The organism is Nonomuraea sp. NPDC050643, assembly GCF_040654715.1.
GTDB lineage: Bacteria > Actinomycetota > Actinomycetes > Streptosporangiales > Streptosporangiaceae > Nonomuraea.
Genome location: NZ_JBFAIM010000016.1, coordinates 147,611 through 172,855 on the forward strand (window position 1 = coordinate 147,611; position 25,245 = coordinate 172,855).

Annotated in this window: 27 protein-coding genes, 1 tRNA gene and 1 riboswitch; of the genes, 15 read left to right on the top strand and 13 right to left on the bottom strand. The window is 69.4% G+C overall.

The annotated features are described in order from the left end of the window. Window positions 1-35: 35 nt before the first annotated feature. A complete protein-coding gene (locus tag AB0I15_RS23195; protein ID WP_358098948.1) occupies window positions 36-764 on the bottom strand; it encodes a glycosyltransferase in 729 nt (242 codons plus the stop codon). A 34-nt stretch (window positions 765-798) separates the two neighbouring features. Then, on the bottom strand, window positions 799-1,146 hold the full coding sequence (locus AB0I15_RS23200; protein ID WP_358098951.1) for an STAS domain-containing protein: 348 nt from the start codon (window positions 1,144-1,146) through the stop codon (window positions 799-801). A gap of 187 nt (window positions 1,147-1,333) precedes the next feature. Here AB0I15_RS23200 and AB0I15_RS23205 point away from each other — a divergent pair, with 187 nt between their 5' ends. Beyond that, window positions 1,334-1,744 (top strand): hypothetical protein, encoded by a 411-nt coding sequence (locus AB0I15_RS23205; RefSeq protein ID WP_358098954.1) that lies wholly within the window; start codon window positions 1,334-1,336, stop codon window positions 1,742-1,744. A 47-nt stretch (window positions 1,745-1,791) separates the two neighbouring features. Here the strand turns inward: AB0I15_RS23205 and AB0I15_RS23210 are convergent, their stop codons facing one another. Next, window positions 1,792-2,898: a HAMP domain-containing sensor histidine kinase gene (locus tag AB0I15_RS23210; protein ID WP_358098957.1), complete on the bottom strand. Its 1,107-nt coding sequence runs from the start codon at window positions 2,896-2,898 to the stop codon at window positions 1,792-1,794. Further along, window positions 2,898-3,596 (bottom strand): response regulator transcription factor, encoded by a 699-nt coding sequence (locus AB0I15_RS23215; protein WP_358098959.1) that lies wholly within the window; start codon window positions 3,594-3,596, stop codon window positions 2,898-2,900. The genes AB0I15_RS23210 and AB0I15_RS23215 overlap by 1 nt, the downstream gene beginning before the upstream one ends. Before the next feature lie 94 nt (window positions 3,597-3,690). Here AB0I15_RS23215 and AB0I15_RS23220 point away from each other — a divergent pair, with 94 nt between their 5' ends. The 3 genes from AB0I15_RS23220 to AB0I15_RS23230 all read left to right on the top strand — a co-directional run bounded on the left by AB0I15_RS23220 (window position 3,691) and on the right by AB0I15_RS23230 (window position 4,788). Continuing rightward, window positions 3,691-3,864 carry a hypothetical protein gene (locus AB0I15_RS23220; protein WP_358098961.1) on the top strand — a complete coding sequence of 58 codons (174 nt, stop codon included), beginning with the start codon at window positions 3,691-3,693 and terminating at the stop codon, window positions 3,862-3,864. Continuing rightward, window positions 3,861-4,061, top strand: a complete 201-nt coding sequence (locus AB0I15_RS23225; RefSeq protein WP_358098964.1) for a DUF6412 domain-containing protein — start codon at window positions 3,861-3,863, stop codon at window positions 4,059-4,061. The genes AB0I15_RS23220 and AB0I15_RS23225 overlap by 4 nt, the downstream gene beginning before the upstream one ends. A gap of 85 nt (window positions 4,062-4,146) precedes the next feature. Further along, window positions 4,147-4,788, top strand: coding sequence for a membrane protein insertase YidC (locus AB0I15_RS23230; protein WP_358098967.1), 642 nt, complete (start codon window positions 4,147-4,149; stop codon window positions 4,786-4,788). Here AB0I15_RS23230 and AB0I15_RS23235 read toward each other — a convergent pair. Both AB0I15_RS23235 and AB0I15_RS23240 read right to left on the bottom strand, forming a co-directional pair. Next, window positions 4,772-5,203: an ATP-binding protein gene (locus AB0I15_RS23235; protein ID WP_358098970.1), complete on the bottom strand. Its 432-nt coding sequence runs from the start codon at window positions 5,201-5,203 to the stop codon at window positions 4,772-4,774. The genes AB0I15_RS23230 and AB0I15_RS23235 overlap by 17 nt on opposite strands. A 142-nt stretch (window positions 5,204-5,345) precedes the next feature. After that, the gene (locus tag AB0I15_RS23240) at window positions 5,346-7,214 is read right to left on the bottom strand and encodes an ATP-binding protein (protein ID WP_358098973.1); all 1,869 of its coding nucleotides are present in this window, start codon (window positions 7,212-7,214) and stop codon (window positions 5,346-5,348) included. Window positions 7,215-7,308: 94 nt separating this feature from the next. On the opposite strand from AB0I15_RS23240, the gene AB0I15_RS23245 reads away from it, so the two are divergent. After that, complete coding sequence (locus AB0I15_RS23245; RefSeq protein ID WP_358098976.1) at window positions 7,309-7,881, top strand: methylated-DNA--[protein]-cysteine S-methyltransferase; 573 nt, start codon at window positions 7,309-7,311, stop codon at window positions 7,879-7,881. Here AB0I15_RS23245 and AB0I15_RS23250 read toward each other — a convergent pair. The 3 genes from AB0I15_RS23250 to AB0I15_RS23260 form a co-directional block, all read right to left on the bottom strand. Continuing rightward, a complete protein-coding gene (locus tag AB0I15_RS23250) occupies window positions 7,867-9,207 on the bottom strand; it encodes a cytosine permease (protein ID WP_358098979.1) in 1,341 nt (446 codons plus the stop codon). The genes AB0I15_RS23245 and AB0I15_RS23250 overlap by 15 nt on opposite strands. After that, a riboswitch (TPP riboswitch) is annotated at window positions 9,198-9,311 on the bottom strand. It overlaps the preceding gene by 10 nt. A 63-nt stretch (window positions 9,312-9,374) precedes the next feature. Next, complete coding sequence (locus AB0I15_RS23255; RefSeq protein WP_358098982.1) at window positions 9,375-9,698, bottom strand: rhodanese-like domain-containing protein; 324 nt, start codon at window positions 9,696-9,698, stop codon at window positions 9,375-9,377. Window positions 9,699-9,760: 62 nt separating this feature from the next. Beyond that, complete coding sequence (locus AB0I15_RS23260; protein WP_358098984.1) at window positions 9,761-10,180, bottom strand: helix-turn-helix domain-containing protein; 420 nt, start codon at window positions 10,178-10,180, stop codon at window positions 9,761-9,763. 130 nt (window positions 10,181-10,310) lie between these two features. Between AB0I15_RS23260 and AB0I15_RS23265 the strand changes: the two genes are divergently transcribed. Next, complete coding sequence (locus AB0I15_RS23265; protein ID WP_358098987.1) at window positions 10,311-11,675, top strand: MFS transporter; 1,365 nt, start codon at window positions 10,311-10,313, stop codon at window positions 11,673-11,675. Between the two features lie 21 nt (window positions 11,676-11,696). Here the strand turns inward: AB0I15_RS23265 and AB0I15_RS23270 are convergent, their stop codons facing one another. Both AB0I15_RS23270 and AB0I15_RS23275 read right to left on the bottom strand, forming a co-directional pair. Further along, entirely contained in the window at window positions 11,697-12,575 is an 879-nt protein-coding gene (locus tag AB0I15_RS23270) for a DNA-formamidopyrimidine glycosylase family protein (protein ID WP_358098990.1), read from the bottom strand. Window positions 12,576-12,621: 46 nt separating this feature from the next. Next, on the bottom strand, window positions 12,622-13,227 hold the full coding sequence (locus tag AB0I15_RS23275) for a TenA family protein (protein WP_358098993.1): 606 nt from the start codon (window positions 13,225-13,227) through the stop codon (window positions 12,622-12,624). Window positions 13,228-13,250: 23 nt separating this feature from the next. Between AB0I15_RS23275 and AB0I15_RS23280 the strand changes: the two genes are divergently transcribed. Then, entirely contained in the window at window positions 13,251-13,895 is a 645-nt protein-coding gene (locus tag AB0I15_RS23280) for a GPP34 family phosphoprotein (protein WP_358098996.1), read from the top strand. A 54-nt stretch (window positions 13,896-13,949) separates the two neighbouring features. Here AB0I15_RS23280 and AB0I15_RS23285 read toward each other — a convergent pair whose 3' ends face one another. Beyond that, window positions 13,950-15,224, bottom strand: coding sequence for an LCP family protein (locus AB0I15_RS23285; RefSeq protein WP_358098999.1), 1,275 nt, complete (start codon window positions 15,222-15,224; stop codon window positions 13,950-13,952). 244 nt (window positions 15,225-15,468) lie between these two features. On the opposite strand from AB0I15_RS23285, the gene AB0I15_RS23290 reads away from it, so the two are divergent. Continuing rightward, window positions 15,469-16,815 carry a hemolysin family protein gene (locus AB0I15_RS23290; protein WP_358099001.1) on the top strand — a complete coding sequence of 449 codons (1,347 nt, stop codon included), beginning with the start codon at window positions 15,469-15,471 and terminating at the stop codon, window positions 16,813-16,815. Then, window positions 16,812-17,822, top strand: coding sequence for a hemolysin family protein (locus AB0I15_RS23295; RefSeq protein ID WP_358099004.1), 1,011 nt, complete (start codon window positions 16,812-16,814; stop codon window positions 17,820-17,822). The genes AB0I15_RS23290 and AB0I15_RS23295 overlap by 4 nt, the downstream gene beginning before the upstream one ends. Window positions 17,823-18,116: 294 nt before the next feature. Here the strand turns inward: AB0I15_RS23295 and AB0I15_RS23300 are convergent. Beyond that, window positions 18,117-18,199, bottom strand: a tRNA-Leu gene (locus tag AB0I15_RS23300). 199 nt (window positions 18,200-18,398) lie between these two features. Here AB0I15_RS23300 and AB0I15_RS23305 point away from each other — a divergent pair. Genes AB0I15_RS23305 through AB0I15_RS23330 form a run of 6 tightly spaced genes read left to right on the top strand, consistent with a single transcriptional unit; the run spans window position 18,399 to window position 25,163 of the window. Next, the gene (locus AB0I15_RS23305) at window positions 18,399-19,139 is read left to right on the top strand and encodes a DUF3662 and FHA domain-containing protein (protein WP_358099007.1); all 741 of its coding nucleotides are present in this window, start codon (window positions 18,399-18,401) and stop codon (window positions 19,137-19,139) included. A gap of 17 nt (window positions 19,140-19,156) precedes the next feature. Then, a complete protein-coding gene (locus tag AB0I15_RS23310) occupies window positions 19,157-19,627 on the top strand; it encodes an FHA domain-containing protein (RefSeq protein WP_358099009.1) in 471 nt (156 codons plus the stop codon). Continuing rightward, on the top strand, window positions 19,624-20,922 hold the full coding sequence (locus AB0I15_RS23315; protein ID WP_358099012.1) for a Stp1/IreP family PP2C-type Ser/Thr phosphatase: 1,299 nt from the start codon (window positions 19,624-19,626) through the stop codon (window positions 20,920-20,922). Before AB0I15_RS23310 ends, AB0I15_RS23315 begins: the two co-directional genes overlap by 4 nt. Next, entirely contained in the window at window positions 20,923-22,311 is a 1,389-nt protein-coding gene (locus tag AB0I15_RS23320; protein WP_358099015.1) for an FtsW/RodA/SpoVE family cell cycle protein, read from the top strand. After that, complete coding sequence (locus AB0I15_RS23325; RefSeq protein WP_358099018.1) at window positions 22,308-23,768, top strand: penicillin-binding protein 2; 1,461 nt, start codon at window positions 22,308-22,310, stop codon at window positions 23,766-23,768. The genes AB0I15_RS23320 and AB0I15_RS23325 overlap by 4 nt, the downstream gene beginning before the upstream one ends. A gap of 21 nt (window positions 23,769-23,789) precedes the next feature. Next, window positions 23,790-25,163, top strand: a complete 1,374-nt coding sequence (locus AB0I15_RS23330; RefSeq protein WP_358099021.1) for a protein kinase — start codon at window positions 23,790-23,792, stop codon at window positions 25,161-25,163. The last annotated feature ends 82 nt before the right edge of the window (window positions 25,164-25,245 follow it).

Consider the following 25,245-nt stretch of genomic DNA (forward strand, 5'->3'; position numbering starts at 1 on the left):
TCAGGATTCCGCCCCGAAAACCGGCAGCCGGCCACTCACCGTTTCGGCCGGAGCTTGCCCAGGTTCTCGGCCACCACAGGCTCCCGTACGGCCAGCGCCCGCGCCACGTCCCGCAACTGCCTGGCCCGGTGAAGCTGCGCCCGCCAGTCGGTCCCCGTGGCCCGGTGTGCCATGTCGACCTCGACCTCGGCCACCCGAAACCCCTTGCGCAGCAGGTCGATGGTCAGAGCCGTCTCGACCCCGAACCCGTGCGCCAACGGCCTGGCCGCCTCGAACGCGGCCCGGGTGAGGCATCGCTGCCCGTTGAGCGGCTGCGCGGAGGTGAAGCCGGTGGCCCGGCGGATGCCCTCCTTGGACAGCCGGACCACTAACCCATGCCCCCCGAGCCGCACCCGCGTGGTGAAGACGGCGATCGTCATGTCGGCCGTCCCCGCGCGTACGGGCTCGATGAGGGGCGCGGCGGCCTGGGCGGTCTCGCCCAGGTCGGCGTCGAGGAACAGCAGGTGGCGAGAGATGGTGTCGTCGTCGAGGAGACGGACCGCCTCGGCGCCCGTCTCCATCGCCGCGGCCTTGCCCCGGTTACGGCTGTGCCGCACCACCCGGGCCCCCGCCGCGCGCGCCACCCTGCCCGTCTGGTCCGCCGAGCCGTCGTCGACGACCACGACGAGGTCAACGCCGGGCAGCGCCGCGGCCGCCTTGACGGTGGCGGCGATGCGGTCGGCCTCGTTGGCGGCCGGGATGATGACAGCGGTGTCGCCGCTCACCGGCCGTCACCTCCGGCAGAGACCTCGGATCCCGTCATGACTGCTCGGTGATCAGGAATTCCTGCGGCACCTCGTCATGCACGGTGAACACCGAATCCAGCCCTGTGACCTGCAGAATCTTGCGTACGGCCGGCCGCGGGGCGGCCACGTCGAGCGCCCCGCCCTGCTCTTTCATGCGTTTGAGCGCCGACAGCAGCACGTTCATCCCCGTGGAGTCACAGAAATCCACGGCGGACATGTCGATGACCACCCGGCTAGGCCCGTCCTGCAGCAGCCGAGTGAACTCGGACTGCAGGTGGGGCGCCGTGTAGAGGTCGATTTCTCCGGTGATGGCAACGAGTGCGCACCCCGCGTGTGATCGAGTCGAGACCTTGAGCTCCACATGGGCAGGCTAGCGGCGCGAGCGCTTCCGGTCACGTTGTCACGCCGATAGGGGAACCACAGGTTTTTGTCCTCCGTTTGGGCTCCATGAAAACGGAGAGTACGCGAAGCTTGACAGCGTGACACCGGAACCGGCACCGCTTCATGGAGAAGGAGGGGCTGGGGCACGACTGACGGGCCCCGCGTCGATGAAAGCAGACAAACCCGAAGACCCGCAGCGCCAAGGACTCCGCGAACGCCTGGAATCCATCCTCATCAGCACAGAGAAGGCGACGTCATGGCATGACCAAGCGGGACGCCTGCGCGGCCTGGTCAACCACGAAGGCTACGTCCCCATCCGCACCCGGCTCGCCGTCGAGGACCTCGACTTCCTCGCCGCCGCGCGCACCGAACTGCTCAGATTCTCGGAGCTCGGGCTCAGGTTGCTCGATCTCCACCAGCCGCGAGACGCGGGGGGCATCACCAGTGACACCGCCCACCCGATATTGCGGTGCCGGAGCTGCATGTGGCGCTGGCCCTGCCCGACATTTCGGGCGATGTCGGAGTCGTTCGGCGCTCCTCGGGACCTGCCGGACACGGCCCTCCCCGAGAGCGCCTAGGGGGTCGCGCGCACCGGGGAACGACCGCGAGCGCGGGAGACCGAGCGTCAGCCTCTGACCAGCGGGAGCCGGATCTCGAACCGGCACCCGGGCCCGTCGTTGACCACTCCGATCATCCCGTCGTGCGCCTCGACGATGCCCTGGGCGATGGCCAGCCCGAGCCCGGCCCCACCGTCGGCGACAGGAGTACGAGCAGCCTCCCCCCGGAAAGCCACGTCGAACACCCGAGGCAGATCCTCCTCGGGAATCCCCCCACAACAATCAGAAACCGACAAGCAGGCCATCCCCTCCTCATCCACCCCGGCCCGCAGCACCACGGTCTGATCGGACGGCGTGTGCCGGATCGCGTTGACCACCAGGTTTCCCAGCGCCCGGCCCAGAGCCCCCGCGTCGGCCTCCACCGGCACGGTCGCCGCCTCCTCGGCCGTGAGCACCACGCCCTTGGCCCGGGCGAGCGGCTCCACCCCGGCCAATGTGTCGGCCACGAGGTCGGCCAGCCCGATCCTGGCCCGTGACAGCCGCAGGGCCCCGGCGTGGATCCGCGACAGCTCGAATAGGTCGTCCACCATCGCGGACAGCCGCTCCACCTCGAGCTTGATCTGCCCGTGGTAGCGCGCGACCGTCTCGGGGTCGGACACCACCCCGTCCTCCAGGGCCTCGGCCATGGCCCGCATCCCGGCCAGCGGCGTACGCAGGTCGTGGCTCACCCACGCCACCAGCTCACGCCGGGCGCCTTCCAGGGCCCGCTCCCTCGCGTACGCCTCCTCAAGGGTGCTGGCGATCGTCCGCAGCTCGGCGGGCAGCCCCTGGGGCGTGACGAACGGCACCTCGCGTACGGCCGCCACCAGCCGCCTGCTCTCGCCCACCACCCGCCGGGCCAGCACGAACGCCACTCCCAGCCCGACCAGCCCGCCCACGGCCACCACGCTGAGCACGAAGTCCCTGATCGCCCCTTCGAGCAGCATCTTCATGATGATCGCCACGACCCCGGCCAGCGTGGCCGCCACGGCGACCACCACGACCACGGCCAGCATCACCCCGATCGACCTGGTACGCAGCCGCCACATCACCCAGATGCCCGCCAGCGCCACCAGCAGCCCGAGCCCGGCCGTGACGGCCACGACCATCGCCAGGTCCCCGGCCGCCGGGCGCATCAGGACGCCCCCTCCAGTGGCTCGTACCGGTAGCCGACCCCCCACACCGTGACGATCCTGCGCGGCTCGGTCGGATCCGGCTCGATCTTCTCCCGCAGCCGCCGCACGTGGACGGTCACGGTGGAGGAGTCGCCGAACGACCACCCCCACACCTGGTCGAGCAGCGCCGACCGGCTGAACGCCTGGCGCGGGTTGCGCATGAGGTAGGCCAGCAGGTCGAACTCCCTGGCCGTCAGCAGCACCTCGTCCCCTCGCAGGCGTACCTCGTGGGCGCCCACGTCCACCACCAGGTCCCCGTCGCGCAGCACCCCGGTGCCGGCCGTGACGGAGGCCCCTCGGGCCCGCCGCAGCACGGACTGCACCCGCAGCGCCAGCTCGCGCGGGCTGAACGGCTTGGTGACGTAGTCGTCGGCCCCCGTCTCGAGCCCCACCACGCGATCGATCTCCTCACCGAGCGCGGTCAGCATGATCACCGGGACCGGCCAGCGCTCCCTGAGCTTCTTGCAGACCTGCAGCCCGTCGAGCTTGGGCAGCATCAGGTCGAGCACCATCAGGTCGGGCGGATGCGCCAGCGCCCTGCGCAGCGCCTCCACGCCGTCGCCCACGCACTCGACCTCGTGCCCGTCGCGCTCCAGATACCGGGCGACGACCTCGGCCACGGTCGGATCGTCATCGACCACCAGGATGCGCGTGTTCACCACTTCACGGTACGGCCGAGGTGCCCGGAAGTGACATGTACGTCATTGCTTCGTAAGCATCGCGGATCATGTCGGGAAGACGTACGGTTGCCTCATGAGTAGAGTCGTGATGCTCGTCATAGGGACCTTGCTGGGTCTCTTCGTGCTGTTCAACTTCCTCCTGCCCATGCTGGTGGGCCTGGTCAAGATCGCCTTGATCGTCGGCGTGATCGCTCTGCTCGTGTTCGTCGCGGTCGCCGTGATGAGCAAGTCCTCGCGCTCACATTGACGCAGTTCCTGTTCGATCCGTGGCTGGTCGGGATCACCATGGTGGCGATCCTGCTGCTGGCCACGTGGGCGGCGACGCTGCTGCCCATCGTCAGTGGGGAGCCCCCGAGCTTTCCGCTGACTTACGCGCGCCGTATGGCCTTCCAGCGGCAGCGCGATCCGGACGCGGCCGGTCGTTCGCGTCCACGAGCTCCTTAGGCGTGCCCCGCTTCGAGTGAACAACCAAGCGGGGCTCCCTCTCGACGAGTGAGCCCTTCGTCACCCAACGAGGAAAACAGGGCTCATGATCGATTCTCTTGTCACGTTCGTCATCAGCATGTCCGGCGGCAGTGCCGCCCTCGGCATCGTGCTGTTCACCCTGGCCGTGCGGTTGCTGCTGCTGCCGCTCAACGTCCGCCAGGCACGCACCGCGAAGGTCCGGGAGAAGCTCGCGCCCAAGCTGCGCGAGTTGCAGAAGCGCTACGGGCGCAATCCCGAACGGCTGTCCAAGGAGTTGTCCGCGCTCTACGCCAAGGAGGGCAGCTCGCCGTTCGCGGGTTTCATGCCGATGCTGGCGCAACTGCCGTTCATGTGGCTGATGTACCGGGTGGCCACACACCCAACCGCACTGGTCGGTCACGATCTGTTCGGGGCTCCGCTGGGTCAGCAGGTGGCGGGCGTGGTGGCCAATTACGGTCTGGCCAGCATGCCGGTTTTGGTCTTTGTACTGGTCATCGCGCTGGTCGCAGCGGTGGCGTGGTTCTCCGCCAGGCAGATCAAGGTTTCGGAGGAGCAGCCGGCGCTGATGAAGAAGATCATGCCGCTGCTGCCGTACGGCTCCGTACTGGCCGCGCTGGTGCTCCCGCTGGCGGGCGGGCTCTATCTGCTCGTCTCCACGGCGTGGGCCGTCAGCGAGCGGGCCGTGCTCGCTAGCCGGCCTCTCTGAGTGCCGCCACCTGCCCGTTCACCGATTTGTTGGGTGCGGGCAAAATGGCCCAGACGGTCGTCGTGTCACCGTCGTGCCTGACCCCCCAGCTCTCCGCCACGTATTCCACGATGCCGAGCCCCCGGCCCCCGAGCGAGGACAGGGTCGGGCGGCCCGCCCGCGGCTCGGTGGCCGCACCCCCGTCGCTCACCGCCACCTCGATGTGATCGTCACTCCGTAGCCAGGCGACCCTCACCATGCCCGACGGAAGTGGATGCGCGTGCCTCAGCGCGTTGCTCAGCAACTCGCTCACCACGAGCACGGCATCGTCGATCGCGGCGGAAAAGACCCCACTGTCCTGCAGGTCAGTGCTCAGACGCTGGCGGGCGACGGCGACGCTGGACGGCGCGTACGGCAGCAGCACCACGCTTGACACACCCACCTCCCCGTTCCCTGTGCCCCCCGCGGGAACACTCCCCGGTACGACCGAAATGCCCCGTTACTCAATCCCAGAAACCGCATCTCGATCACAGCTTGTACACATTGGACGATAGATCAGCTCAACCGTGACCACCTCGTTACCGCATCGGTGTGTCGGATCCGATAGTGGAAGCACACCTGAGCACGAGTCGCATTCTGGTGCCGCCTCCAGGCCTCGGATGAGCGCTCACATCTCCTCCCTGTGCCCTGGCGAGACTGCGGACGATGTAGAGACCGAGCCCCACTCCACCAAACCGTCTCCGGTCGCCGCTGTCCACCTGGACGAAGCGCTCAAAGATCCGCTCGCGGTCAGGCGGGGCGATACCGACCCCCTCGTCGTCGACGACCACGACCACGTCATCGTCCTCCGGCCACGCCTCGACGCTGATCAGGCCGCCTTTGGGGGAGTATTTGAAGGCGTTCTCCAGCAGTTGCCCCAGCACGATGTCGGTGGCCAGGGCGTCGCCGAGCACCTCCGGCAGCCCTTCGGAGATCATCACCTCCACCCGGTGCCGGTCTGACAACGCGGGCAGCCCGAGCGTGGCCGCGTGGATCCGCTCGGCCAGGTCGAACACCTCGATGCGCACCTTGAGCTCGTCGGCCCCCGCCCTGGCGCCCAGCAACAGGTGGTCCATGAGCTCGCCCAGCGACTTGGCCCGCTCGGCGATCGTGTGGACGGCGGAGCGGCGCTCGGGGTCGCCCATCTTGTCCCAGCGCGAGTCCAGTGTGCTGGCGAACCCCCGCACGATCGTGATCGGCGTACGGAGCTCGTGACTGGTCGTGGCCAGGAACAGGTCCTTGGCCTCCTCCAGCTCCTTGGCGGAGGTCACGTCGCGGAAGTCGACGACCACCTCGCCCGTCTCCTCGATCTGCGCGCTCACCACGTCGAGCCAGCGCCCGTTGTCCATCTGGTACGTGACCTTCTCGCCCGACGTCGGCAGCGGGAACGGCGGCGGCCCGCCGATGACCGTGTCGGACGGCAACGCGGTCAGCCCGGCGGCGGCCGGGTTCCAGCGCACCACGCGGCCGGCGTGGTCGAGCACGGCGATGCCGTCGGCGCTGGCGTCGAACACGGCCCGCTCATGCGCCCGCTGCCGCACCGCCTCCTGGTAGGCCACCGCGTTGCCCACGGCGATGCCCGCGTGCCCGGCCAGCAGCTCCAGCAGCTCCAGCTCCAGGTGGCCGGGCGTGCGCCGGGCGAACAGCGCGTAGAGGGCGCCGTAAGGGCGCCCGCCGACGGCGGCCAGGCCCAGCGCGATCGTGTGCAGGCCACGCAGCCGCGCCCACACCAGGTCCTCCAGCCCGTTCGACTCGAGCATGACGGTCTTGCCGGTCCGTAAAAGCTTGTCCACCAGGCTCGTCCGCAGCTCGGTGGTGGTGCCCCTGATCGTCTCCGGCAACTGGTACGTGCTGACCAGCCGCAGCCGATCCCCTTCGATCAGGACGAACCCGCCCGCGTCCGCCCCCGTGAGCTCCGTGAGGCTGGCCGAGATCCGGTCGAGCACGGCCGACAGCTCCAGCTCGGAGTTGATGTCGCCGACGACGTCGGTGAGCCGGCGCACCAGCCGGGCACGGCGCGCCATGCGGTTCCTGGCCATCTCGTCGGCCTGGGCGGGGTGGTGCACGCAGACGTAGCCGGCCACGGCGCTGCCCAGGCGCAGGGCGCTGATGTCCACCCGCAGGTCGAGCACGGCCCCGTCGCGGCGCAGGCGCTTGGTGCGCAGCGACACGGGGGCGCCGGTGCGTACGCGCTCCAGCACGGCGTTGTGCTCGGCGCTCAGCTCGCCGGGCACGATCGGCGCGCGGCGCCCGAGCATCTCCTCCGCCGTCCACCCGAACATCCGCTCGGCCGCGTCGTTCCAGACCAGCACGCTCTGGTCCCGGTCGAGCGCCACGATGGCGTTGGGCGCGCCCGCGAGCACCGCACGAGCGATCTCATCGTCACTGTCGGCCCATTCGTCCCCCACACCTCCATAGTGCACGTGGCGCGGTGGGTGCGTCGGGAGATCCGTCCGATACGCTGCGGGCACGGTGATTCTCGTCGGTTAGGAGGGAGAGGGGATGTCGAGCAACGATCTCGATGCCCTGCTGCGGGTGACCTCCAGCACATACCGGGGGGACACCTCGCCGGACATCGCCTTCGGCACCTATGACGGCGCCGTCGGCAGGCTGGTGCTCGCGGTGACCGGCAAGGGCATCGCGGCCTGCAGCTTCGAGGCGGAAAACGACGTGTTCGAGCTGCTCACGCGGCACGTGGGCAGGTACATCGGGCCCGACACGCGCCGGCTCGACCCGGTGCGCAGAGAGCTCGACGCCTACTTCTCCGGGCGGCTGCGGGCGTTCGCCACACCGGTGGACCTGACGCTGGCCACGACCTTCGCGCGCACGGTGCTGCAGAAGACGATGGCGGTCCCCTACGGCACCACCACGACCCTGGAGACGATCGGCGAGAGCATCGGCAGGCCGCGCGCGCTGCGGGCGATCGGCAACGCGCTGGCCTCCAACCCCGTGTGCGTGGTCGTGCCCTGCCACCGGGTGGTGCGCGAGGACGGCGCGCTCGGCGGCTACGCGGGCGGCGCCGCCGCCAAGCAGCACCTGCTCAACGTCGAACGACGCGCCTCAGCGGCTCGCTGAGGCGCGCCCGCGCCGCAGCACGCCCACGAGCGCGGTCACCAGGCCCGCCACGACGGCCGCGCCGAGCGCGCCGTTCATCCACGGCTCGCGGGTGAAGCCGATCGCCTCGCGCGCCGACACCCAGACCGCGTCCCAGGCGGGGACGGTGGGGGTGGAGGTCGTCAGCCAGTACGCCACGAAGCCGAGCGCCCACGGCACCAGCATCGACCAGCGCGAGGGGGCGTTCTCGGCGGTGTTCCAGCCGCGTGAGCCGCCGAACACGAAGTAGTCCACGGCCAGCACCGCGAACATCGGCACGAACACGGCCCCGATCACGCCGAGGAAGGCGCCGTACGAGTGGACGTCCACGACCAGGGCGATCGCGACCGTGAACACGCCGATGGCGGCGGAGAAGATGCGCCGGTCCACGCGCGGCATCAGGTTCTGCAGCGACACCGTGGTGGAGTAGACGTTGGCGAAGGACTGGTCGGTCTCGCGCAGCGCCAGGATGCCGAAGAACAGCGCGCCCAGCGGCACCGCCACGAACGGCTCGAACACCGCCGTGGGGTCGCTCTGCACGGCCGCCGCGCCGGCGATCCCCACCGCGTACACGCCCAGCCCCAGGCAGGCCACCTGTGCCAGCGTGTAGCCGCCGACCACGCCGGTGAACGCCGCCCTGCTGGACTTGGAGTGCCTGGCGAAGTCGGCGGCCAGCGGCACCCACGACACCGACAGCGCGATCACGTAGTCCACGGCCGGGGCGAACGCGGTCCACGACCCGCCGGTGTAGGCGGGGGCCTCGGACAGGAAGAACCAGGCGAACCAGACCATCGACACGATCACGCCGGCGGTGACGTAGCGGCGCAGGATCCGGATCGAGCCCAGCGGCCAGATCGTGAGCGCGGTGGTGAGCACCCCCGCCACCAGCACCCACACCTGGTACGGCACGCCGCCGAAGATCGCGGTCGCCGCCTTGGCGATCACCCAGAGCTCGAAGGCGCCCCAGCCGATCATCTGCACGATGTTCAGCACCGTGGGCACGGCGGACATCCTGGCCCCGAACAACCCGCGCAGCAGGACCATGGCGGGCTGCCCGGTCTGTGTGCCGGGAATGGCCGACAGGCCCACCATGGCCGTGCCGATCAGGCTGCCCACCACGGTCGCCAGCAGCGCGGCGGCCAGGCTGAGCGGGGCGTTGCCGAGCGGGTTGAGCAGGACCAGGGCCCCTGAGAAGCCCAGGAGGCTGACGCCGAGGTTCGCCCAGAGCGCACCCTGGTCGAGCACACCCAGGGTCTTCGGCGGCCTGCCTTCGAGGGTCAGCGGAACTTCGTCGACGGCGCGCGACATCGCACACTCCCTACGCCGGCATTACCCGGACAGGTTCAGGCGGTCGGCAGCGGATCAGTAGCTGCCCTCTCAGCCCGGCACCCCGAGCTCCCGCGACGATCTGTAGTTTGCGCCCTCATCATGCCCCAATGGCGGCGAAACCGCCACAGTGGGCAACTCACGAGCGGCTACGCCACGAAGGGCGGCTGCCCGGTCTCGCTGACCATCGGCCGGCGCGCGAACTCCCACGACTGCATGCCGCCGCCCACGTTGACCGCGTCGCGCCCGAGCTGGTTGAGCCAGGCCGCGACCTGCAAGGACCGGCCGCCCACCCGGCAGACGACATAGACCTTCTTGTCGCCGGGCACCTCGTCGACCCGGCCCTGGATCTGCGTCATGGGGATGTGCACGGCGTCAGGGGCGTGGCCGGCCAGCCATTCGTCCTGCTCGCGGACGTCGAGCAGGTAGGCGTCGGCGGGAACGGCACTGGCCTCGATCTCAGGAACGGTCATGACTCCATCATCTCGCGGGGAGCGAGTGCCGTCGTCCGAAGGCGAGGCGGTGGCGCCCGGCCTCACGGGGTGGGGCCGTTGACCCGCGCGTCGTAGGCGGCACGTGCCGCCGCGATCTCCTGCTGGTGCTGCTCCGTCCACGTGACCAGGGCCTTGATGGTCTCGTGGAGCGTACGGCCGAGCGGCGTCAGCGCGTAGTCCACCCGCGGCGGCACGACCGGGTGCACCTTGCGGCTGACCAGGCCGTCGCGTTCGAGCTGGCGCAGGGTCACGCTGAGCATGCGCTGGCTGACGCCGTCGATCTCGCGGCGGAGCTGGGTGAAGCGCAGGCTCTGGCAGTCGAGCAGGGCGATGACCAGCAGCGACCACTTGTCGGCGACGCGGTCGAGTATCTGGCGGACCTCGCAGTCTTCACGGGTGTCCCACTGGCGTACGTCGTAGTCGTCGTCCACGGTGCCTTCGCAGTAACCGAGTGCCTTCAAAGTGCCTTCTTCCATGACATTTCATGTTGGCCCATGATGTGGACGGTTACAAGAGATAACCGATATGCCAAGAAGTAACCGGGGGTTTGTTGTGTCTGTCCCCGCCCGTTCCTGGGGCGTACTGATCGTCTTGTGTGGGGCCATCTTCCTCGAGGGCATCGACGTGGCCATGCTGAACGTCGCCCTCCCGTCGATCCGGGCCGACCTGGGCCTGTCCACGGGCATGCTGAGCGGGGTCGTGAGCGCGTACGTGCTCGGCTACGGCGGTTTCATGCTGCTCGGCGGCCGGGCGGCCGATCTGCTGGGCAGGCGGCGGATGTTCCTGTTCTGGCTGGTGGTGTTCCTGGCCTTCTCCGGGCTCGGCGGCTTCGCCGACGAGGGCTGGGTGCTGCTGCTGGCCAGGTTCGCCACCGGCGTGGCCGCCGCGTTCATGACGCCGGCCGGGCTGTCCTTGATCACCACGACGTTTCCCGAGGGCAGGGAGCGCAACCGCGCCCTGCTCATCTACGCCGGCACCGCTGCGGGCGGCTTCGCGCTGGGGCTGGTGATCGGCGGTCTGCTGACCGCGTTCGGCTGGCGCTGGGTCTTCTTCGCCCCGGTCCTGCTGTCGCTGGTCATCCTGATCGCCGCGATCCCCCTGCTCAAGGAGCCGACCGCCGAGCGTCCTCCCGTGCGGGGCTTCGACGTGACGGGCGCGCTGAGCGTCACGGGCGCGATGATGCTGCTGGCCTACGGCGTCGTACGGCTGGAGCACCCGGCCGACGGCTGGCCGCTGACCGTCGCGGCCTTCGCCGGTGGCCTGGCGCTGCTGGCGGCCTTCGTGGCCGTCGAGCGCCGCTCCCCCCACCCCCTGGTCCGCCTGGGCCTGCTCAGGTCGGGCCCGCTGGTCCGGGCGAACCTGATGGCCGCGCTGCTCACGGCCTCGTTCTTCGGCTTCCAGTTCCTGGTCACGCTCTATCTGCAGGAGCTGCGCGGCTGGTCCACGATCCAGACGGGCCTGGCGCTGCTGGCGGCCGCGGCCGACGTGGTGCTCGCCCCCACGCTCACCCCGTGGCTGGTCAACCGGTTCGGCAACGCCAAGGTGGTGCTGGGCGGGCTGCTGTCGGGGCTGCTGGCATACGCGCTGTTCCTGGGGGTGGGCCTGGACTGGGCGTACGCGGCCATGCTGCCCTCGATGCTGCTCATCGGCCTGATGTTCGCCTTCGTCTACGGCCCGCTCACGATCGTGGCCACGGACGGCATCGCCGAGCACGAGCAGGGCCTGGCCGGCGGCCTCATCAACTCCTCGTTCCAGTTCGGCGCGGCTCTGGGCCTGTCGATGGTGACCGCGGTCAACGTGGCCGCCCTGGGCGGGGCGACGGGCGCCGAGGCGGGGCTCGCCGCGATGCGCACGGCCCTGGTGGTGCCGGTGACGGCCACGCTGCTGGCCGCGCTCATCGCCACCGCCGGGCTGCTGCGCACGAGGGCCCGGGAGCGGGTGCCGGTCGGCGTGTGAGCCCGACCGGCCCGGTGTGGGCTACTTGAGCAGCTTGGACAGGCGGCGGTCGGCCAGCGGCTTGCCGCCTGTCTGGCAGGTGGGGCAGTACTGCAGGGACGAGTCGGCGAACGAGACCTCCTTGATCGTGTCGCCGCACACGTCGCAGGGCTGCCCCGCCCGGTTGTGCACCCGCAGCCCCGACTTCTTCTCCGCCTTGAGATCCTTGGCCGCCAGCCCCTGGGCGCGCTCGACGGCCTCGGCCAGCGTCGTGACGATGGCCTCGTGCAGGTCGGCCACCTGCGCGTCGGTCAGGGTGGCCGCGATCTTGAACGGGGACATCTTGGCCGCGTGCAGCACCTCGTCGGAGTAGGCGTTCCCGATGCCCGCGATGACCTTCTGGTCGCGCAGCAGCCCCTTGATCTGGGTGCGGTTGCCGCCCAGGATGCGCTTGAGCGCGGCCACGGTGAAGGACTCGTCGAGCGGGTCGGGGCCGAGGGCGGCGATGCCGGGCACCTCGTCCGGATTTTTCGTGACATAGACGGCCAGCCGCTTCTGCGTCCCCGCCTCGGTCAGCTCGAACCCCGGCGCCAGGCCCTCGTCGTCGGGCGCCAGCCGTACGCGCACCGCGAGCGGCCCCTTGCCCGGCCGCACCGGCTTGGCCGCCGACAGATCGTCGCGCCAGCGCAGCCACCCCGCCCTGGCCAGATGGATGACGAGGTGCAACCCATCACAGTCGAGGTCGAGGAACTTGCCGTGCCTCGACACACTGGTGATCGTCAGCCCGCCCAGCGCGGTGACCGGCGGATCGAACGTCTTGAGCGCCTGGATGGCGACCACGTCGACCCCCAGGACCGTACGGCCCACCGCCCGCTCGCGCAGGAAGTGGGTGAGCGACTCCACCTCGGGAAGTTCCGGCATGCCCTCAGGGTACGGCGCGCTCGCGGCCGTCCACAGCCTGGGGAAACTACGGAACGTCCCAGAACGCCAGCTCGTGCGCCATCCCCTCGGCGAACAGGGCCTCGGCCCGCGCGGGATCAGGCGCGGCCTCGTCGATCAACTGCCCGATCCGCACGGTCAGCGCCGCGAACCCCGGGTCGGCGTACGTGTCCACCCAGGCCCGGTACCGCGGCTCAGCGGGCGGGTTCTCCGCCAATATCCGCCCAAGGTTCGAATATCCCCACATGCACGGATAAAGCGCCGCCAGCCCCTCCCCGTACGACGCCGCCGCCCCCAGCAGGAACCCCGTGTACGCCACGCACGCCGGCCCCTTCACCGCCCCCTCCAGGTCCGCCCCGAACTTCGCCGACATCGTTCTGTGCAGGCTCAGCTCGTCGTGGAAGGTCGTGTGCGCCAGATCCACCAGGTCGCCCACGTGCGCGTCCGGCGCCTGCCAGGCCAGCCGGGCGAACACCCGCACGTAGTCCAGCAGGAACAGGTAGTCCTGCTCCAGCCACGACCGGAACACCGGCTCGGGCAGGTCCCCCCGCCCGATCCCGGCCACCGTCGGGTGCTCGAGCTGGGCCCGCAGCAACGGACGGCCGATGGCGTGCAACTTATCCGCGATCGTCATGGCTGGGAGGTTAGTGTCGAAGCATGAGTGTGACGATCGCCGAAGAACTCCTTCTCCTCGCCCACGACGAGGAGAAGGGAAGGCCGCTCATCAACTCCATGCAGCTCGACCCGGCGCTCGCGGGGGCGATCCTGGCCGAGCTGGCCATCAACGACCGGGTGGAGCTGTCGGAGAAGAAGCTCACGGTCAAGGACCGCACCCCGCTGGGCGACGACGAACTGGACGCCACGCTGGAGCGCATCGTGGCCGACGGCAAGGACAGGAAGCCCACCTGGTGGGTCCAGAAGCTGCAGTCGCACAAACTGCGCCACCGCCTGCTCGAACGGCTGGCCGACTCGGGCGTGCTCACCGAGGAGCGCGGCAAGGTGCTGGGCATCTTCCCCACCAGGCGCTGGCCGGAGTCGCATCCCGGGGTGGAGGCCGACATCAGGGAGCGGGTGTCCGCCGTCCTGGCGGGCGCCGATCCCGACGCCCGCACGGCCGTCCTGATCGCCATCACGCAGGCGGCCGGCCTCACCCGGAAGATCTTCCCCGGCGCGAGCAAGCAGCGCGTCAAGGAGATCACCGAGGGCGCCTGGGCCGCCGACGCGGTCGCCCAGACCATCGCCGCCATCAACGCCGCCGCGATCATCACCGCGAGCACGGTCGCCGTGGTCGCCTCGAGCTGACAGCCGGGCGGGCACCCGCGACCGCGGGCGCCCGCCCGGGGCGGCGTCGCCGTCTCAGGCGGCGTCGAGGATCTCCTGCGGCACCGGCTTGTCCTCCTTCAGCGCGTTGAACAGCGCCAGCGCCTTCGTCCGGTCCCACTTGACCGCCGTGCCGCCACCCGGGATGACCTCGTTCCCGCCGAACGGCACCACCGTCGTCACCGGGCTGTCACCCATGGCCAGCCCCAGCGACAACATGTTGAACGCCCCGGTGCTCGAATCCACCTCGACCGCGTCCGTGGCGCTCATCGCCAGCGGGATCGAGGTGAACGGGTTGATCAGCACCCCGGGGCTGGCGGCCTTCTTCACGACCGCGCCCAGGAACTGCCGCTGCCGCTTGGTCCGCTCGAAGTCGGGCAGCGCGCCGCCCTTGCGGGTGCGTACGTAGCCCAGGGCCTGGGCGCCGCTGAGCACCTGCGTGCCCTTCTTCAGCTTGAGCCCGGCCTTCGGGTCGTTCACGGCGGCCCGCACGTTGATCTCGACGCCGCCGATGGCGTCGACGATGTCCACGAACCCGGCGAAGCCGATCTCCATGTAGTTGTCGACGTACACCCCGGTGACCGTCTCGACGGTGCGGACGAGCAGCTTGGGCCCGCCGATCGCGTAGGCGGAGTTGAGCTTGTCGCGCCCTCTGCCCGGGATGGTCACCGCCGAGTCGCGCGGCAGGCTGACCAGCGTCGGCTTGTCGCTGCCGTCGGGGATGTGCAGCAGCATCATCGAGTCCGTACGCTGCCCCGCGGCCTTGCCGGTGGCCAGCTTCTTGCGCTCGGCGGCGGTCAGCCCCTTGCGGCTGTCGGAGCCGACGAGCAGCCAGTTGGTGCCGGGGGTGTCGGCGGGACGGCCCTCGTAGTCGTCCAGCACGCCGTCGATGCCCGCCAGCCGCGAGTCGATCCAGAAGAACATGCCCACGGCGGCCACTAAGAGCACCACCAGCACCCCGGCGACGATCGTCGCGATGGTCTTGCCCGACCACTTCCTGCGAGGCCCCCTGGGGGGTTTCTCGGACGACCGCTCCGCCCGCGACTTCAGCGGCTTGACCGGGCTGCTGCCGGCGCGTTCGCGGCCGTAGACACGCGAGCTCCCCTTCGGCGCCTCACCCTGTGGGGCGGCCGGCGGCGGCTCGGGAACCTGGGAGGCGGCGGGCAGCTTGTGCGTCGGCGCTCCCGGCCCCCCTGCCGGGATCCGGTGAGCCGGCGCGCCCCCAGAGCGCGGGCCGTCACCGGGTCGAGGTGGCAGCGGTCGGCCATCGCCTGGTGAGCGCATGGCCCGCGTCCGGTCGTCCTCAGACACTTCGCCTTCTTCCCTTCGGTTTGTCATAAACGCTACGTCGAACCCCCCAGCAGTGAAGACGTTCCACCAAGGTTTTCCCAGGGAAAAGTACGCGGAACCAGCGGAGAGTCACTGCGGAAACATAGATGCCACCAGCGTCGTTACGGTTAGGGACGACAACTATCGAAGGGAAGATCGTGTCCGCTCCGGACCCGTGGAGTCTTTGCCCGTGCTTCGGCACGGGTTCCTCTGAGGGCTCACTACGGTGAGCGCTTATCTCGGGCTACTGGCCCTCATCCTCCTCACCGCGGCGACCGGCTACTTCGTCGCCCAAGAATTCGCCTTCGTCGCCGCCGACCGCGGGCTCCTGCGCGAGCAGGCCGCCGGGGGCGACGCGGCCGCCGAGAAGGCTCTCAAGGTCGCCTCTCGCCTGTCCTTCATGCTCTCCGGCGCCCAGCTCGGCATCACGGTCACGGCACTGCTGGTCGGCTTCCTGGCCGAGCCCGCGATCGCCTCGCTCGTACGCCCCTGGCTGACCGATCTCGGCCTGTCCGGCGGCATGGTCACGGGAGTCTCCGTGGCCATCGGCGTGTTCGTGGCCACCGTCGTCCAGATGGTGCTCGGCGAGCTGGCCCCGAAGAACCTCGGCATCGCCAAGCCCGAGGTGGTGGCCAAGTTCCTGGCCGGCTCGACGCTGGCCTACCTGGCGATCGTGGGCCCGGTGGTGCGGCTGTTCGACTCGGCGGCCACAGGGCTGCTCAGGCGCGTCGGCATCGAGCCCGTGGAGGAGGTGGAACACGGCGCGACCCCCGAGGAGCTCTCCCGCATCATCGCGGAGTCGACCCAGGCCGGCGAGTTGCCGCCCAGGCTGTCGGAGCTGCTCGAGCGCGCGCTGGAGTTCGGCGACCGCACGGCGGAGGAGATCATGGTCCCGCGTCCCCGCGTGGTGACCCTGCGGGCCTCCCAGCCCGTCTCCCACCTGCTCGGTGTCATGCGCGCGTGCGGCCACTCCCGCTACCCGGTGCTCAACGACGACGGCGACGTGGCGGGCGTGACAGGGGTCCGTGAGCTGCTCACCTCCGGCAAGGAGGAGGGCGCGATCTCCGACATCATCCGCCCGGCCCTCCTGGTCCCCGCCTCGGTGCCGGTCCCGGCCGTCCTCGACCGCATGCGGGTGGCCAAGGACGACATGGCCTGCGTCATCGACGAGTACGGCGGCCTGGCCGGCGTCATCACCGTCGAGGACCTGGCGGAGGAGCTCGTGGGCGAGCTGGTCGACGAGAACGACCCCGAGCCCGCCGGCGCCGTGGAGCACCCCGGCGGCGTCTGGGACGTCCCCGGCCGCCTCAGACTCGACGAGGTCGAGCGCGCGACCGGCGTGGCACTCCCGGAGAGCGACGACTACGACACCCTGGCGGGCCTGGTCCTGGCCAGGCTGGGCAGGATGCCGGACGAGGGCGACACGGTGACGGTCCCGATAACCCCGCACTCCGACCCGTTCACGGAGGACGACGAAGAGCACCTGGCGCAGCTCACGGTCATGTCGCTCAACCGCCGGGTCCCCGAATGGGTCCGCCTGGCCCCCGTCCAGCACGCGGAGGCCGCCCGATGACCATGATCATTCTCAGTCTCGCCCTCCTGGCCCTCAACGCCCTCTTCGTGGCGGCGGAGTTCGCCTTCGTCTCCTCCAGGCGCCATCGCCTGGAGGAGATGGCGTCGGGCGGCAACCGCCTGGTCAGGCTGGCGGCCAAGTCGGCGGTGGGCGGCAGCCGCCGGCTCTCGCTGATGCTGGCGGGCGCCCAGCTCGGCATCACCCTGTGCACGCTGGGCCTGGGCCAGGTGACGGAGCCGGCGATCGAGCACTATCTGGAGCCGGTCTTCGCCGCCGTGGGCCTGCCGGAGGCCCTGCGCCTCCCCATCGCCCTGACCTTCGCGCTGGCCCTGGTGACGTTCCTGCACATGGTCGTGGGCGAGATGGCTCCCAAGTCGTGGGCCCTGACCCACCCCGAGCGGGCCGCCCTGATCCTCACGTTCCCGTTCCGGGCCTTCACGACGCTGATGCGTCCGCTGCTCTCGACCCTGAACGGCCTGACCAACGTCATCCTGCGCCTCTTCGGCGTCCAGACGCGAGACGAGCTGGCGACGACGAGGACCCCCCGCCAACTGGCCCTGCTGGTGGGCGAATCCGGCCGGATGGGCCTGCTGGACCGTGCGGAACACGACCTCCTGACCAGGGCCCTGAGGCTCAACAGCCAGGGCATCGAGCACCTGATGGTGCCCCTCGACCAGGCGGTCACGGTGCCGCCTTCGGCCGGGGCGGAGGAGATCAAGGCCGCGGCGGCGCGGAGCGGGCACCTGAGGCTCCTGGTGACGGGGGCCGACGGCGTACAGGGGGCTCTGCACGCGAGAGACGCCCTCCTGAAGCCGGCCATGACGGCGGCGGAGCTGTCGAAGCCCGTCCCGAGGCTCACCTGCACGACCCAGGTCCCGGAAGCGGTCACGGCCCTCCAGGAGGCCAGATCCCATCTGGCCCTGGTGACGGATCACGACGGAAAGGTCATAGGAATGGTGAGCCTGACCGACCTCTTGAACGAACTACTGGACACAAGAGCGGCATAGATTGTGACCTAAAACACATAGGTCCCGGGTGGGGGCAAGTCAGCAGAAAGCACCTTGCAACCATCCGGGCCTACTGTCCGAAGGCGGCCACAGCCGTTACCAACAGGTTCTTGAAAAGAAAGACGGGACCCCTTGCGATCCGCCCGTCACTTCGCCAATGTGGCAGAGCACAATGCGGTAACCCCCATGAAGCCGTGCGGGGGGTTCCGGGGGGGTATCCCCCGGGCAGACATGACGAAGGGACCCGAGGGAGCAAACCTAAGGTCTGCGACCAAGAGTCCCCAGTCACCGAGGTGGGCGAGGAGGGATTTGAACCCTCACGTCCTTTCGGACACACGGACCTGAACCGTGCGCGTCTGCCGTTCCGCCACCCGCCCTTGTGGGTGCGGAAAGAACATTAGCACGGAACAGCCACTGGTACTGAACCCGGATACGATCGCATAAGACACGGGAGCGGAGGAGCTGGGCGCGACTGCTGACGAGCGCCAGAGACGCCGCGTCGTGGAACGAGCGGGAACCGGGCGCGAGGAGCGTCTGGGGGCCGCGATCATATGCACGGAGGAAGGGAGGTACCCGGTGGGAGTCCTTCAGCGCTTCGAGCGAAGGCTCGAAGGCTTGGTTGAGGGAGCCTTTGCGCGGGCGTTCAAATCTGACCTTCAGCCGGTCGAGGTCGCCAGCGCGGTTCAGCGGGAGATGGATGAGCGTGCGGCGATCGTCGCTCAAGGTCGCACGCTCGTGCCCAACGACTTCGTGGTCGAGCTGTCCACGACCGACGCCGAAAGGCTCGAGGTCTACGCCGACAGCATCAGCCACGAACTGGCCAACCTCGCCAGGGAGTACGCCAAAGAACAGGGCTACTCCTTTGTGGGACCGGTCCGGGTCCGTTTTGAGACCGCCGGTGACCTGGCTGTGGGTCTGTTCCGCATCCGATCCGGCGTCATCCGCGGCGCGACGGTCGAGCAGGACGAGATCCGCCAGCCGGCGAGCGACCTGCCCCCTTCGAGGCCTCATGCTTTCAACGGGCGGCCCAGGCTGCTCGTCTCCACTCAGGACGACCCGCAGGGCGACCGCTCCTACGAGCTCACCACTCCGGTGACCTTGCTAGGCAGGGGCACCGACTGCGATCTTCGTCTCGTCGATCCGGGCGTTTCGCGGCACCATGCGGAGCTGCGCGTCGAGGGCCAGCTCGTGGTCCTCGTCGATCTCGGATCAACGAACGGCACTTTTGTCAACGGCCAGCCGGTACGCAGGATCGAGCTCCAGAACGGCACGCGAGTGACGTTGGGTCGCACGACTCTGGTTTTCCGGCGCGATTAGAGGTAAACAGACGGTCCATGTCCGAGCTCACGCTGCTGCTGATCCGGCTAGCCTTCCTGGCGGTGCTGTGGTTTTTCGTCATTGCCGCAGTCGGCGTGATCCGGACTGACTTGTTCGGTTCACGCACGGCCGTCGCGAGTGCACGTAAGGCCGCGAAACCCGCGAAACCCGTGGCCAAGCCCAAGAGCAAGAAGGGCGAGCCACGCCAGCTCATCGTCACCGGTGGCCCCCTCCAAGGCACCACCATCGACCTTACGGAGATGCCCATCACCATTGGCCGGGCCAATGACGCCACGCTGGTAGTCACCGACGACTACGCTTCCAGCCGGCATGCCCGGCTCTTTCCCCAGGACGGTCAATGGATCGTGGAAGATCTTGGGTCCACCAACGGCACGTATCTCGACCGCTCGAAAGTCACCCGCCCGACCCCGGTGCCGCTCGGAGTTCCGATCCGCGTCGGCAAGACAGTCATTGAATTGCGCAAATGACCATCGCACTCCGCTACGCCGCCCGCTCGGACGTCGGCCTCCTCCGCGAAGGAAACGAGGACTCGGCGTACGCTAGCGGCCGCCTGCTCGCCGTCGCCGACGGCATGGGCGGGCACGCACACGGCGAGGTGGCGAGCTCTGTCGCCATCGCCGCCATGGCCTCTCTGGAAGAGGCCCAACAGGGGGGTGACCTGCTCAACGCCATCGAGGCAGCGGTACGCGACGCGAACCGCAAGCTGCACGAGATGGTGGGGCGGGATCCCAGCCTCAAAGGCATGGGCACGACTCTTACGGCCATGCTCTGGCACGGCACCCAGGTCGCCCTGGTGCACGTGGGCGACTCACGCGCCTACCTGCTCAGGCGCGGGGAGCTCTACCAGATCACGCATGACCACACACTGGTGCAGCAGCTCGTCGACGACGGGCGCATCACACCGGAAGAGGCGGCCACGCATCCGCAGCGCTCGATCCTGCTGCGCGCGCTCGACGGCAGTGGCGAGGTCGATCCCGACCTCACGCTCCGCGAGGCGCAGGTGGGCGATCGCTACCTGCTGTGTTCCGACGGCCTGTCAGGCGTCGTGAGCGCGGAGACGCTGCATGCCACGCTCACCAACATCGACGACCCGGAAGAGGTCGTCCGCCAGCTCATCGACCTGGCGAACAGAGGGGGCGGACCCGACAACATCACCTGCGTGCTGGCCGACGTGCTGGAGATCGCCGATGGGCAGCAGGTGCCCGTCGAGGCCGCAGTCGTCGGCGCAGCGGGCATGACCCGGCTGCACGGGAGTCCGCAGGAAACCTCGCCGGGGCGAGCCGGCGCGGTGACCGCACCCCAGCCGGTGCTCACCGATGACGAGTTCGAGGAGCCGGTCGCCCAGGCGACCCGGCGCCCGGGCAAGCGTCGTCGCGTGTGGCCCGTGCTGGTCACCGTGCTCGGTGTAGGCGTCGTGGTCGCCGGTGTCGGCGGCTACTTTGGATACCAGTGGACTCAGGACCAGTTCTTCGTCGGCGCCAGGGGCGGCGAAGTGGTCGTGTTCCAGGGCGTTCAGAAGGAGGTGGGGCCGTTCTCGCTCTTCCACGTCTCCAAGTCCACGGGCAGGCAGCTCTCCCAGCTGTCGGAGGCGGACCAGGCGCTCATCAAGAGCGGCATTCCCGTCACCACCGAGGCCGAAGGGATCACGAAGATCAACGGCTTGAAGTTCTCCCAAGACTCCAAGGACGACGGCGAGACCCCCACGGAGGCGTCCGCGTCTCCCAGCCCGTCCGCGTCCACGACCAAGACGAAACAGCAGTAGATGAGCGAAGCCGCCGTCACCCCCGTCCCGATGCCCGCAAAGCGGCGCGGGGCCCAGCTGATCATGCTCGCGCTCGCGGTGCTGATCGTCATGGGCGCCTACGCCAACGTGGGGCTGGCGCTCGACGGCACGATCCCCGCGGGCATGCTGACGTACGGGCTGGGTCTCGGCGGCCTGATGCTGGCCGCCTACCTGGTGCTCGCCAAGTTCGCCCCTTGGGCCGACCCTCTGATCCTGCCGCTGGTGACGCTGGTCAACGGCGTCGGCCTGGTGGTGATCTACCGCCTGGAGAACTCCGGCGCCCCGAACATGGCCGGCGCCTCGGCCACCAACCAGATCATCATGACCGGCATCGGCGTCGTGCTGTTCGCCGTGACGCTGCTGGTGCTGCGTGACCACCGGACCCTGCAGCGGATGACCTACACGGCCGGTCTGATCGGCGTGGTCCTGCTCATCTCGCCGCTGGTGCCCGGGCTGGGCAAGGAGATCAACGGCGCGCGCATCTGGATCGGGTTCGGCTCCGCCACCATCCAGCCGGCGGAGTTCGCCAAGATCGCGCTGGTCATCTTCTTCGCCGGCTACCTGGTCGCCAAGCGTGACGTGCTGGCGCTGGCCGGGCGGCGGCTGCTCTTCATCGATCTGCCCCGGGCCCGCGACCTCGGCCCCGTGCTGATCACCTGGGCGGTCGCGATCGGCGTGCTGGTCCTGCAGAAGGACCTGGGATCGTCGCTGCTGCTGTTCGGCGGGTTCGTGGTGATGCTCTACGTCGCCACGCAGCGCACGTCGTGGGTGCTGATCGGCGTCCTGCTGTTCGTCGGCGGCGCGTTCCTGGCCGGGCAGATCTTCTCCCACGTGGGCGACCGCTTCGACGTCTGGCTCGACCCGGGCAACCAGGCCTACTACGACCGCACCTTCGGCGGCAGCTACCAGATCATGCAGGGCCTCTACGGCCTGGGCGCGGGCGGCATCCTGGGCACCGGCCTGGGCCAGGGCCACCCCGAGCTGATCCCGCTGGCCTTCTCCGACTTCATCTTCAACGCCACGGGTGAAGAGCTCGGCCTGACCGGGCTGATGGCCATCCTGATGATCTACGCGTTGATCGTCGAGCGCGGCCTGCGCACCTCGCTCGCGGCCCGCGACCCCTTCTCGAAGCTGCTGGCGGGTGGCCTGTCGTTCACCCTGGCCTGGCAGGTCTTCATCATCGTCGGCGGTGTCACGAACCTCATTCCGCTGACCGGCCTGGTGACTCCGTTCATGTCACAGGGCGGTTCCGCGCTCCTGGCTAACTGGATCCTTATCGCGCTGCTGGTACGAACGTCAGATGCCGCCAGACGCCCCCCGCCCCAGGCGATCCAGAACGAAGGACTGACGCAGGTGTTCCAGCGATGAACGGCACTCTGAAGCGCGTGGCCGTGGCCGCCCTGGCCATGTTCGCGCTCCTGATGGTGAACGTGAACTACCTCCAGGCAGTGCGGGCCGAGGAGCTCCGCGGCGACTCTCGCAACACCCGCAACTACTACGACCGCTACGCCATCGAGCGCGGCCGCATCACGGCCGGCGGCAAGGTGCTCGCCCAGTCGGTCGAAACCGACGACAACCGGTTCAAGTTCGTCAGGAAATACACCGAGGGCAAGCTCTACGCGCACGTCACGGGCTTCTTCTCGCCCGAGAGCGCGAGCGCGATCGAGGCCAGCGAGAACAAACTGCTCGACGGCTCCAGCGCCGACCTGCTGCTGCGGCGTAGCATCGACCTGTTCACCGGCGAGCCGACCAGGGGCGCCAGCGTCGATCTCACGATCAACCCGAAGGCCCAGAAGGCCGCCTACGACGCGCTGCGGCAGAGCGGCAAGCGGGGGGCCGTGCTCGCCCTCGACCCGAAGACGGGCGCGATCCTGGCGATGGTCTCGCTGCCGACCTACGACCCGGCGGAGCTGTCGGGCACGGAAAAGGGACCGGTCTTCAAGCGCTATGACGAGCTGGCCAAGGAAGACAGCCAGCCGCTGCTCAACCGCACCATCGGCCAGACCTACCCGCCCGGCTCGACGTTCAAGGTCGTGACGATGGCGGCCTATCTGGAGGACGACTCCTCGCGCGGGCCGCAGAGCACCGTGGCGGCGCCGCAGCGGCTGCCGCTGCCCAACACGAACATCAGCCTGCCCAACTACGGCGGCTCGGCCTGCGGCAGCGGCCAGGTGACCCTGGTGTTCGCGCTGGAGAGGTCCTGCAACACGCCCTTCGGCAAGATGGGCATCGACCTGGGCTACGAGGCGATGAAGGATCAGACCGAGAAGTTCGGCATGGGCGAGCAGATCGCCGTGCCGATGTCGGTGGCGCAGAGCGACTTCGGGCCGAAGGAAGACCAGGCGGCGGTGGCGATGGCGGCGATCGGGCAGCGCAGCAACCGGATGACGCCGCTGCAGATGGCCATGATCGCGGCGGGCATCGCCAATGACGGGACGGTGATGAAGCCGTACCTCGTGAACAAGATCACTGACGCCAAGGGCGACGCGGTCGATGAGGCCAACCCCACCGAGTTGACGGATGCGGTCAGTTCCGAGACGGCGGGCAAGTTGCGCGAGATGATGGTGAGCGTCGTTCAGAACGGCACCGCGAACCTGGCGCAGGTCCCTGGCGTCCAAGTAGCGGGTAAGACGGGCACCGCGGAGACCTCGGACGGCAAGCCTCCGCACGCCTGGTTCATCTCATTCGCGCCTGCCGACGACCCGAAGGTGGCCCTGGCGGTCATCGTCGAGTCGGGCGCGGCGAACGTCGGCGCGGAGGCCACCGGCGGCCACACCGCCGCGCCGATCGCGAAGGCCGTGCTGGAGGCGGTGCTGAACAAGTGAGTGACGGTAACCTGCTGGGTCATGCGGCTCCGTAACCGCTACCTCCTGCTCTCCCGCATCGCCACGGGCGGTATGGGAGAGGTGTGGCGTGCCCGCGACGAGTTGCTCGGGCGCGAGGTCGCGGTGAAGATCCTGCGCAGCCACATCTACGCCGACCCCACGTTCCGCGAGCGGTTCCGCAACGAGGCGAGGCTCACCGCGGCGCTGGCCGACCCGGGGGTCGCGCAGATCTTCGACTACGGCGAGCAGAGCGAGCTGGCCTACCTGGTGATGGAGCTGGTGCACGGCGAGCCGCTGTCGGCCATCCTGGCCCGCAACGGCGCGCTGGGGCCCGAGGTGGCGCTCGACGTGGTGCACCAGACCGCCAAGGCGCTGCACGCGGCCCACTCCGCCGGGATCATCCACCGCGACATCAAGCCCGGCAACCTGCTGGTCACCCCCGAGGGGACCATCAAGGTGACCGACTTCGGCATCGCGCGGGCCCTGGAGGCGGCGCCGGTGACGCAGACCGGCACCGTGCTGGGCACGGCCCAGTACGTCAGTCCCGAGCAGGCGCAGGGCTTTCCGCTCACGCCGTCGACGGACCTCTACTCGCTGGGCGTGGTGGCCTACGAGTGCCTGGCGGGGCGCACGCCGTTCCGGGCCGACAGCCAGGTGGCGATCGCGCTGCTGCACCTCAACGAGCAGCCGCCGCCGCTCGGCGTGGACGTGCCCGCGCCGGTGCGGGAGCTGGTCATGGCGCTGCTGGCCAAGGAGCCGGCGCAGCGCCCGGCCTCGGCGCTGGAGACCGCGGACCGGTCCTACGTGCTGCGCGAGTCGCTGGCCGGCGTCGATCCGGGCGCCGGCGCCGAGCTCAGCATGCTCACCGACCCCGGAGGCTTTCGCGTACGCGAGCCGGCCCCCGAGGACGAGCGGCAGACCGACAACCTCGACCCGGCCACGGCGATGCAGGAGCGCACGGTCACCGGCCGGCGACGCAAGGGTGCGAGAACACTGGCCCTGGTGGCGACGGCGGGTTGCGTGGCCGCGGTGGGGCTGGCGGCGGTCACGTTCGCCAACCGGCAGAGCCCGGCACCGGCGCCTGACGTGGCCGAACCGTCCACGCCGCCCGAGTCGGCCGCTTCGACGCCGGAGCGGATCCGGCCGACGAAGACCAAGACACGTACGCGGCAACCTCCACTTGTTCCGGTGAAGTCGCAGAGGCCGATACCCTCACGGTCGGCTACGGTAAGCAAGTCGGCTACTCCCACCAAGAAGCCGACACCGAAACCGACCCGTACCACCCGGACCCCGACACCCACTCCGACCCCAACGCCCACCACTACCCCGACAACTCCGACACCTACCGCCTCGCCGGACCCGGGTGACACAAACCCGCCTAAGGAGGAGACGTGATGCGCTATGGGGTCGATGATGGACACCGGCGGCCCCCCGAGCAGGCCGGTACCCAAGATGAACGGTAAGGGACAGTGCAGGA

Excerpts from the sequence above, each read along its gene's own strand:
- AB0I15_RS23320 (WP_358099015.1), top strand. The coding sequence starts at position 20,923 with ATGAGCGAAGCCGCCGTCACCCCCGTCCCGATGCCCGCAAAGCGGCGC.
- AB0I15_RS23210 (WP_358098957.1), bottom strand. The coding sequence starts at position 2,898 with ATGCGCCCGGCGGCCGGGGACCTGGCGATGGTCGTGGCCGTCACGGCC.
- AB0I15_RS23205 (WP_358098954.1), top strand. The coding sequence starts at position 1,334 with ATGAAAGCAGACAAACCCGAAGACCCGCAGCGCCAAGGACTCCGCGAA.
- AB0I15_RS23250 (WP_358098979.1), bottom strand. The coding sequence starts at position 9,207 with ATGTCGCGCGCCGTCGACGAAGTTCCGCTGACCCTCGAAGGCAGGCCG.
- AB0I15_RS23220 (WP_358098961.1), top strand. The coding sequence starts at position 3,691 with ATGAGTAGAGTCGTGATGCTCGTCATAGGGACCTTGCTGGGTCTCTTC.
- AB0I15_RS23295 (WP_358099004.1), top strand. The coding sequence starts at position 16,812 with ATGACCATGATCATTCTCAGTCTCGCCCTCCTGGCCCTCAACGCCCTC.
- AB0I15_RS23230 (WP_358098967.1), top strand. The coding sequence starts at position 4,147 with ATGATCGATTCTCTTGTCACGTTCGTCATCAGCATGTCCGGCGGCAGT.
- AB0I15_RS23315 (WP_358099012.1), top strand. The coding sequence starts at position 19,624 with ATGACCATCGCACTCCGCTACGCCGCCCGCTCGGACGTCGGCCTCCTC.
- AB0I15_RS23270 (WP_358098990.1), bottom strand. The coding sequence starts at position 12,575 with ATGCCGGAACTTCCCGAGGTGGAGTCGCTCACCCACTTCCTGCGCGAG.
- AB0I15_RS23310 (WP_358099009.1), top strand. The coding sequence starts at position 19,157 with ATGTCCGAGCTCACGCTGCTGCTGATCCGGCTAGCCTTCCTGGCGGTG.
- AB0I15_RS23330 (WP_358099021.1), top strand. The coding sequence starts at position 23,790 with ATGCGGCTCCGTAACCGCTACCTCCTGCTCTCCCGCATCGCCACGGGC.
- AB0I15_RS23325 (WP_358099018.1), top strand. The coding sequence starts at position 22,308 with ATGAACGGCACTCTGAAGCGCGTGGCCGTGGCCGCCCTGGCCATGTTC.
- AB0I15_RS23245 (WP_358098976.1), top strand. The coding sequence starts at position 7,309 with ATGTCGAGCAACGATCTCGATGCCCTGCTGCGGGTGACCTCCAGCACA.
- AB0I15_RS23275 (WP_358098993.1), bottom strand. The coding sequence starts at position 13,227 with ATGACGATCGCGGATAAGTTGCACGCCATCGGCCGTCCGTTGCTGCGG.
- AB0I15_RS23255 (WP_358098982.1), bottom strand. The coding sequence starts at position 9,698 with ATGACCGTTCCTGAGATCGAGGCCAGTGCCGTTCCCGCCGACGCCTAC.
- AB0I15_RS23280 (WP_358098996.1), top strand. The coding sequence starts at position 13,251 with ATGAGTGTGACGATCGCCGAAGAACTCCTTCTCCTCGCCCACGACGAG.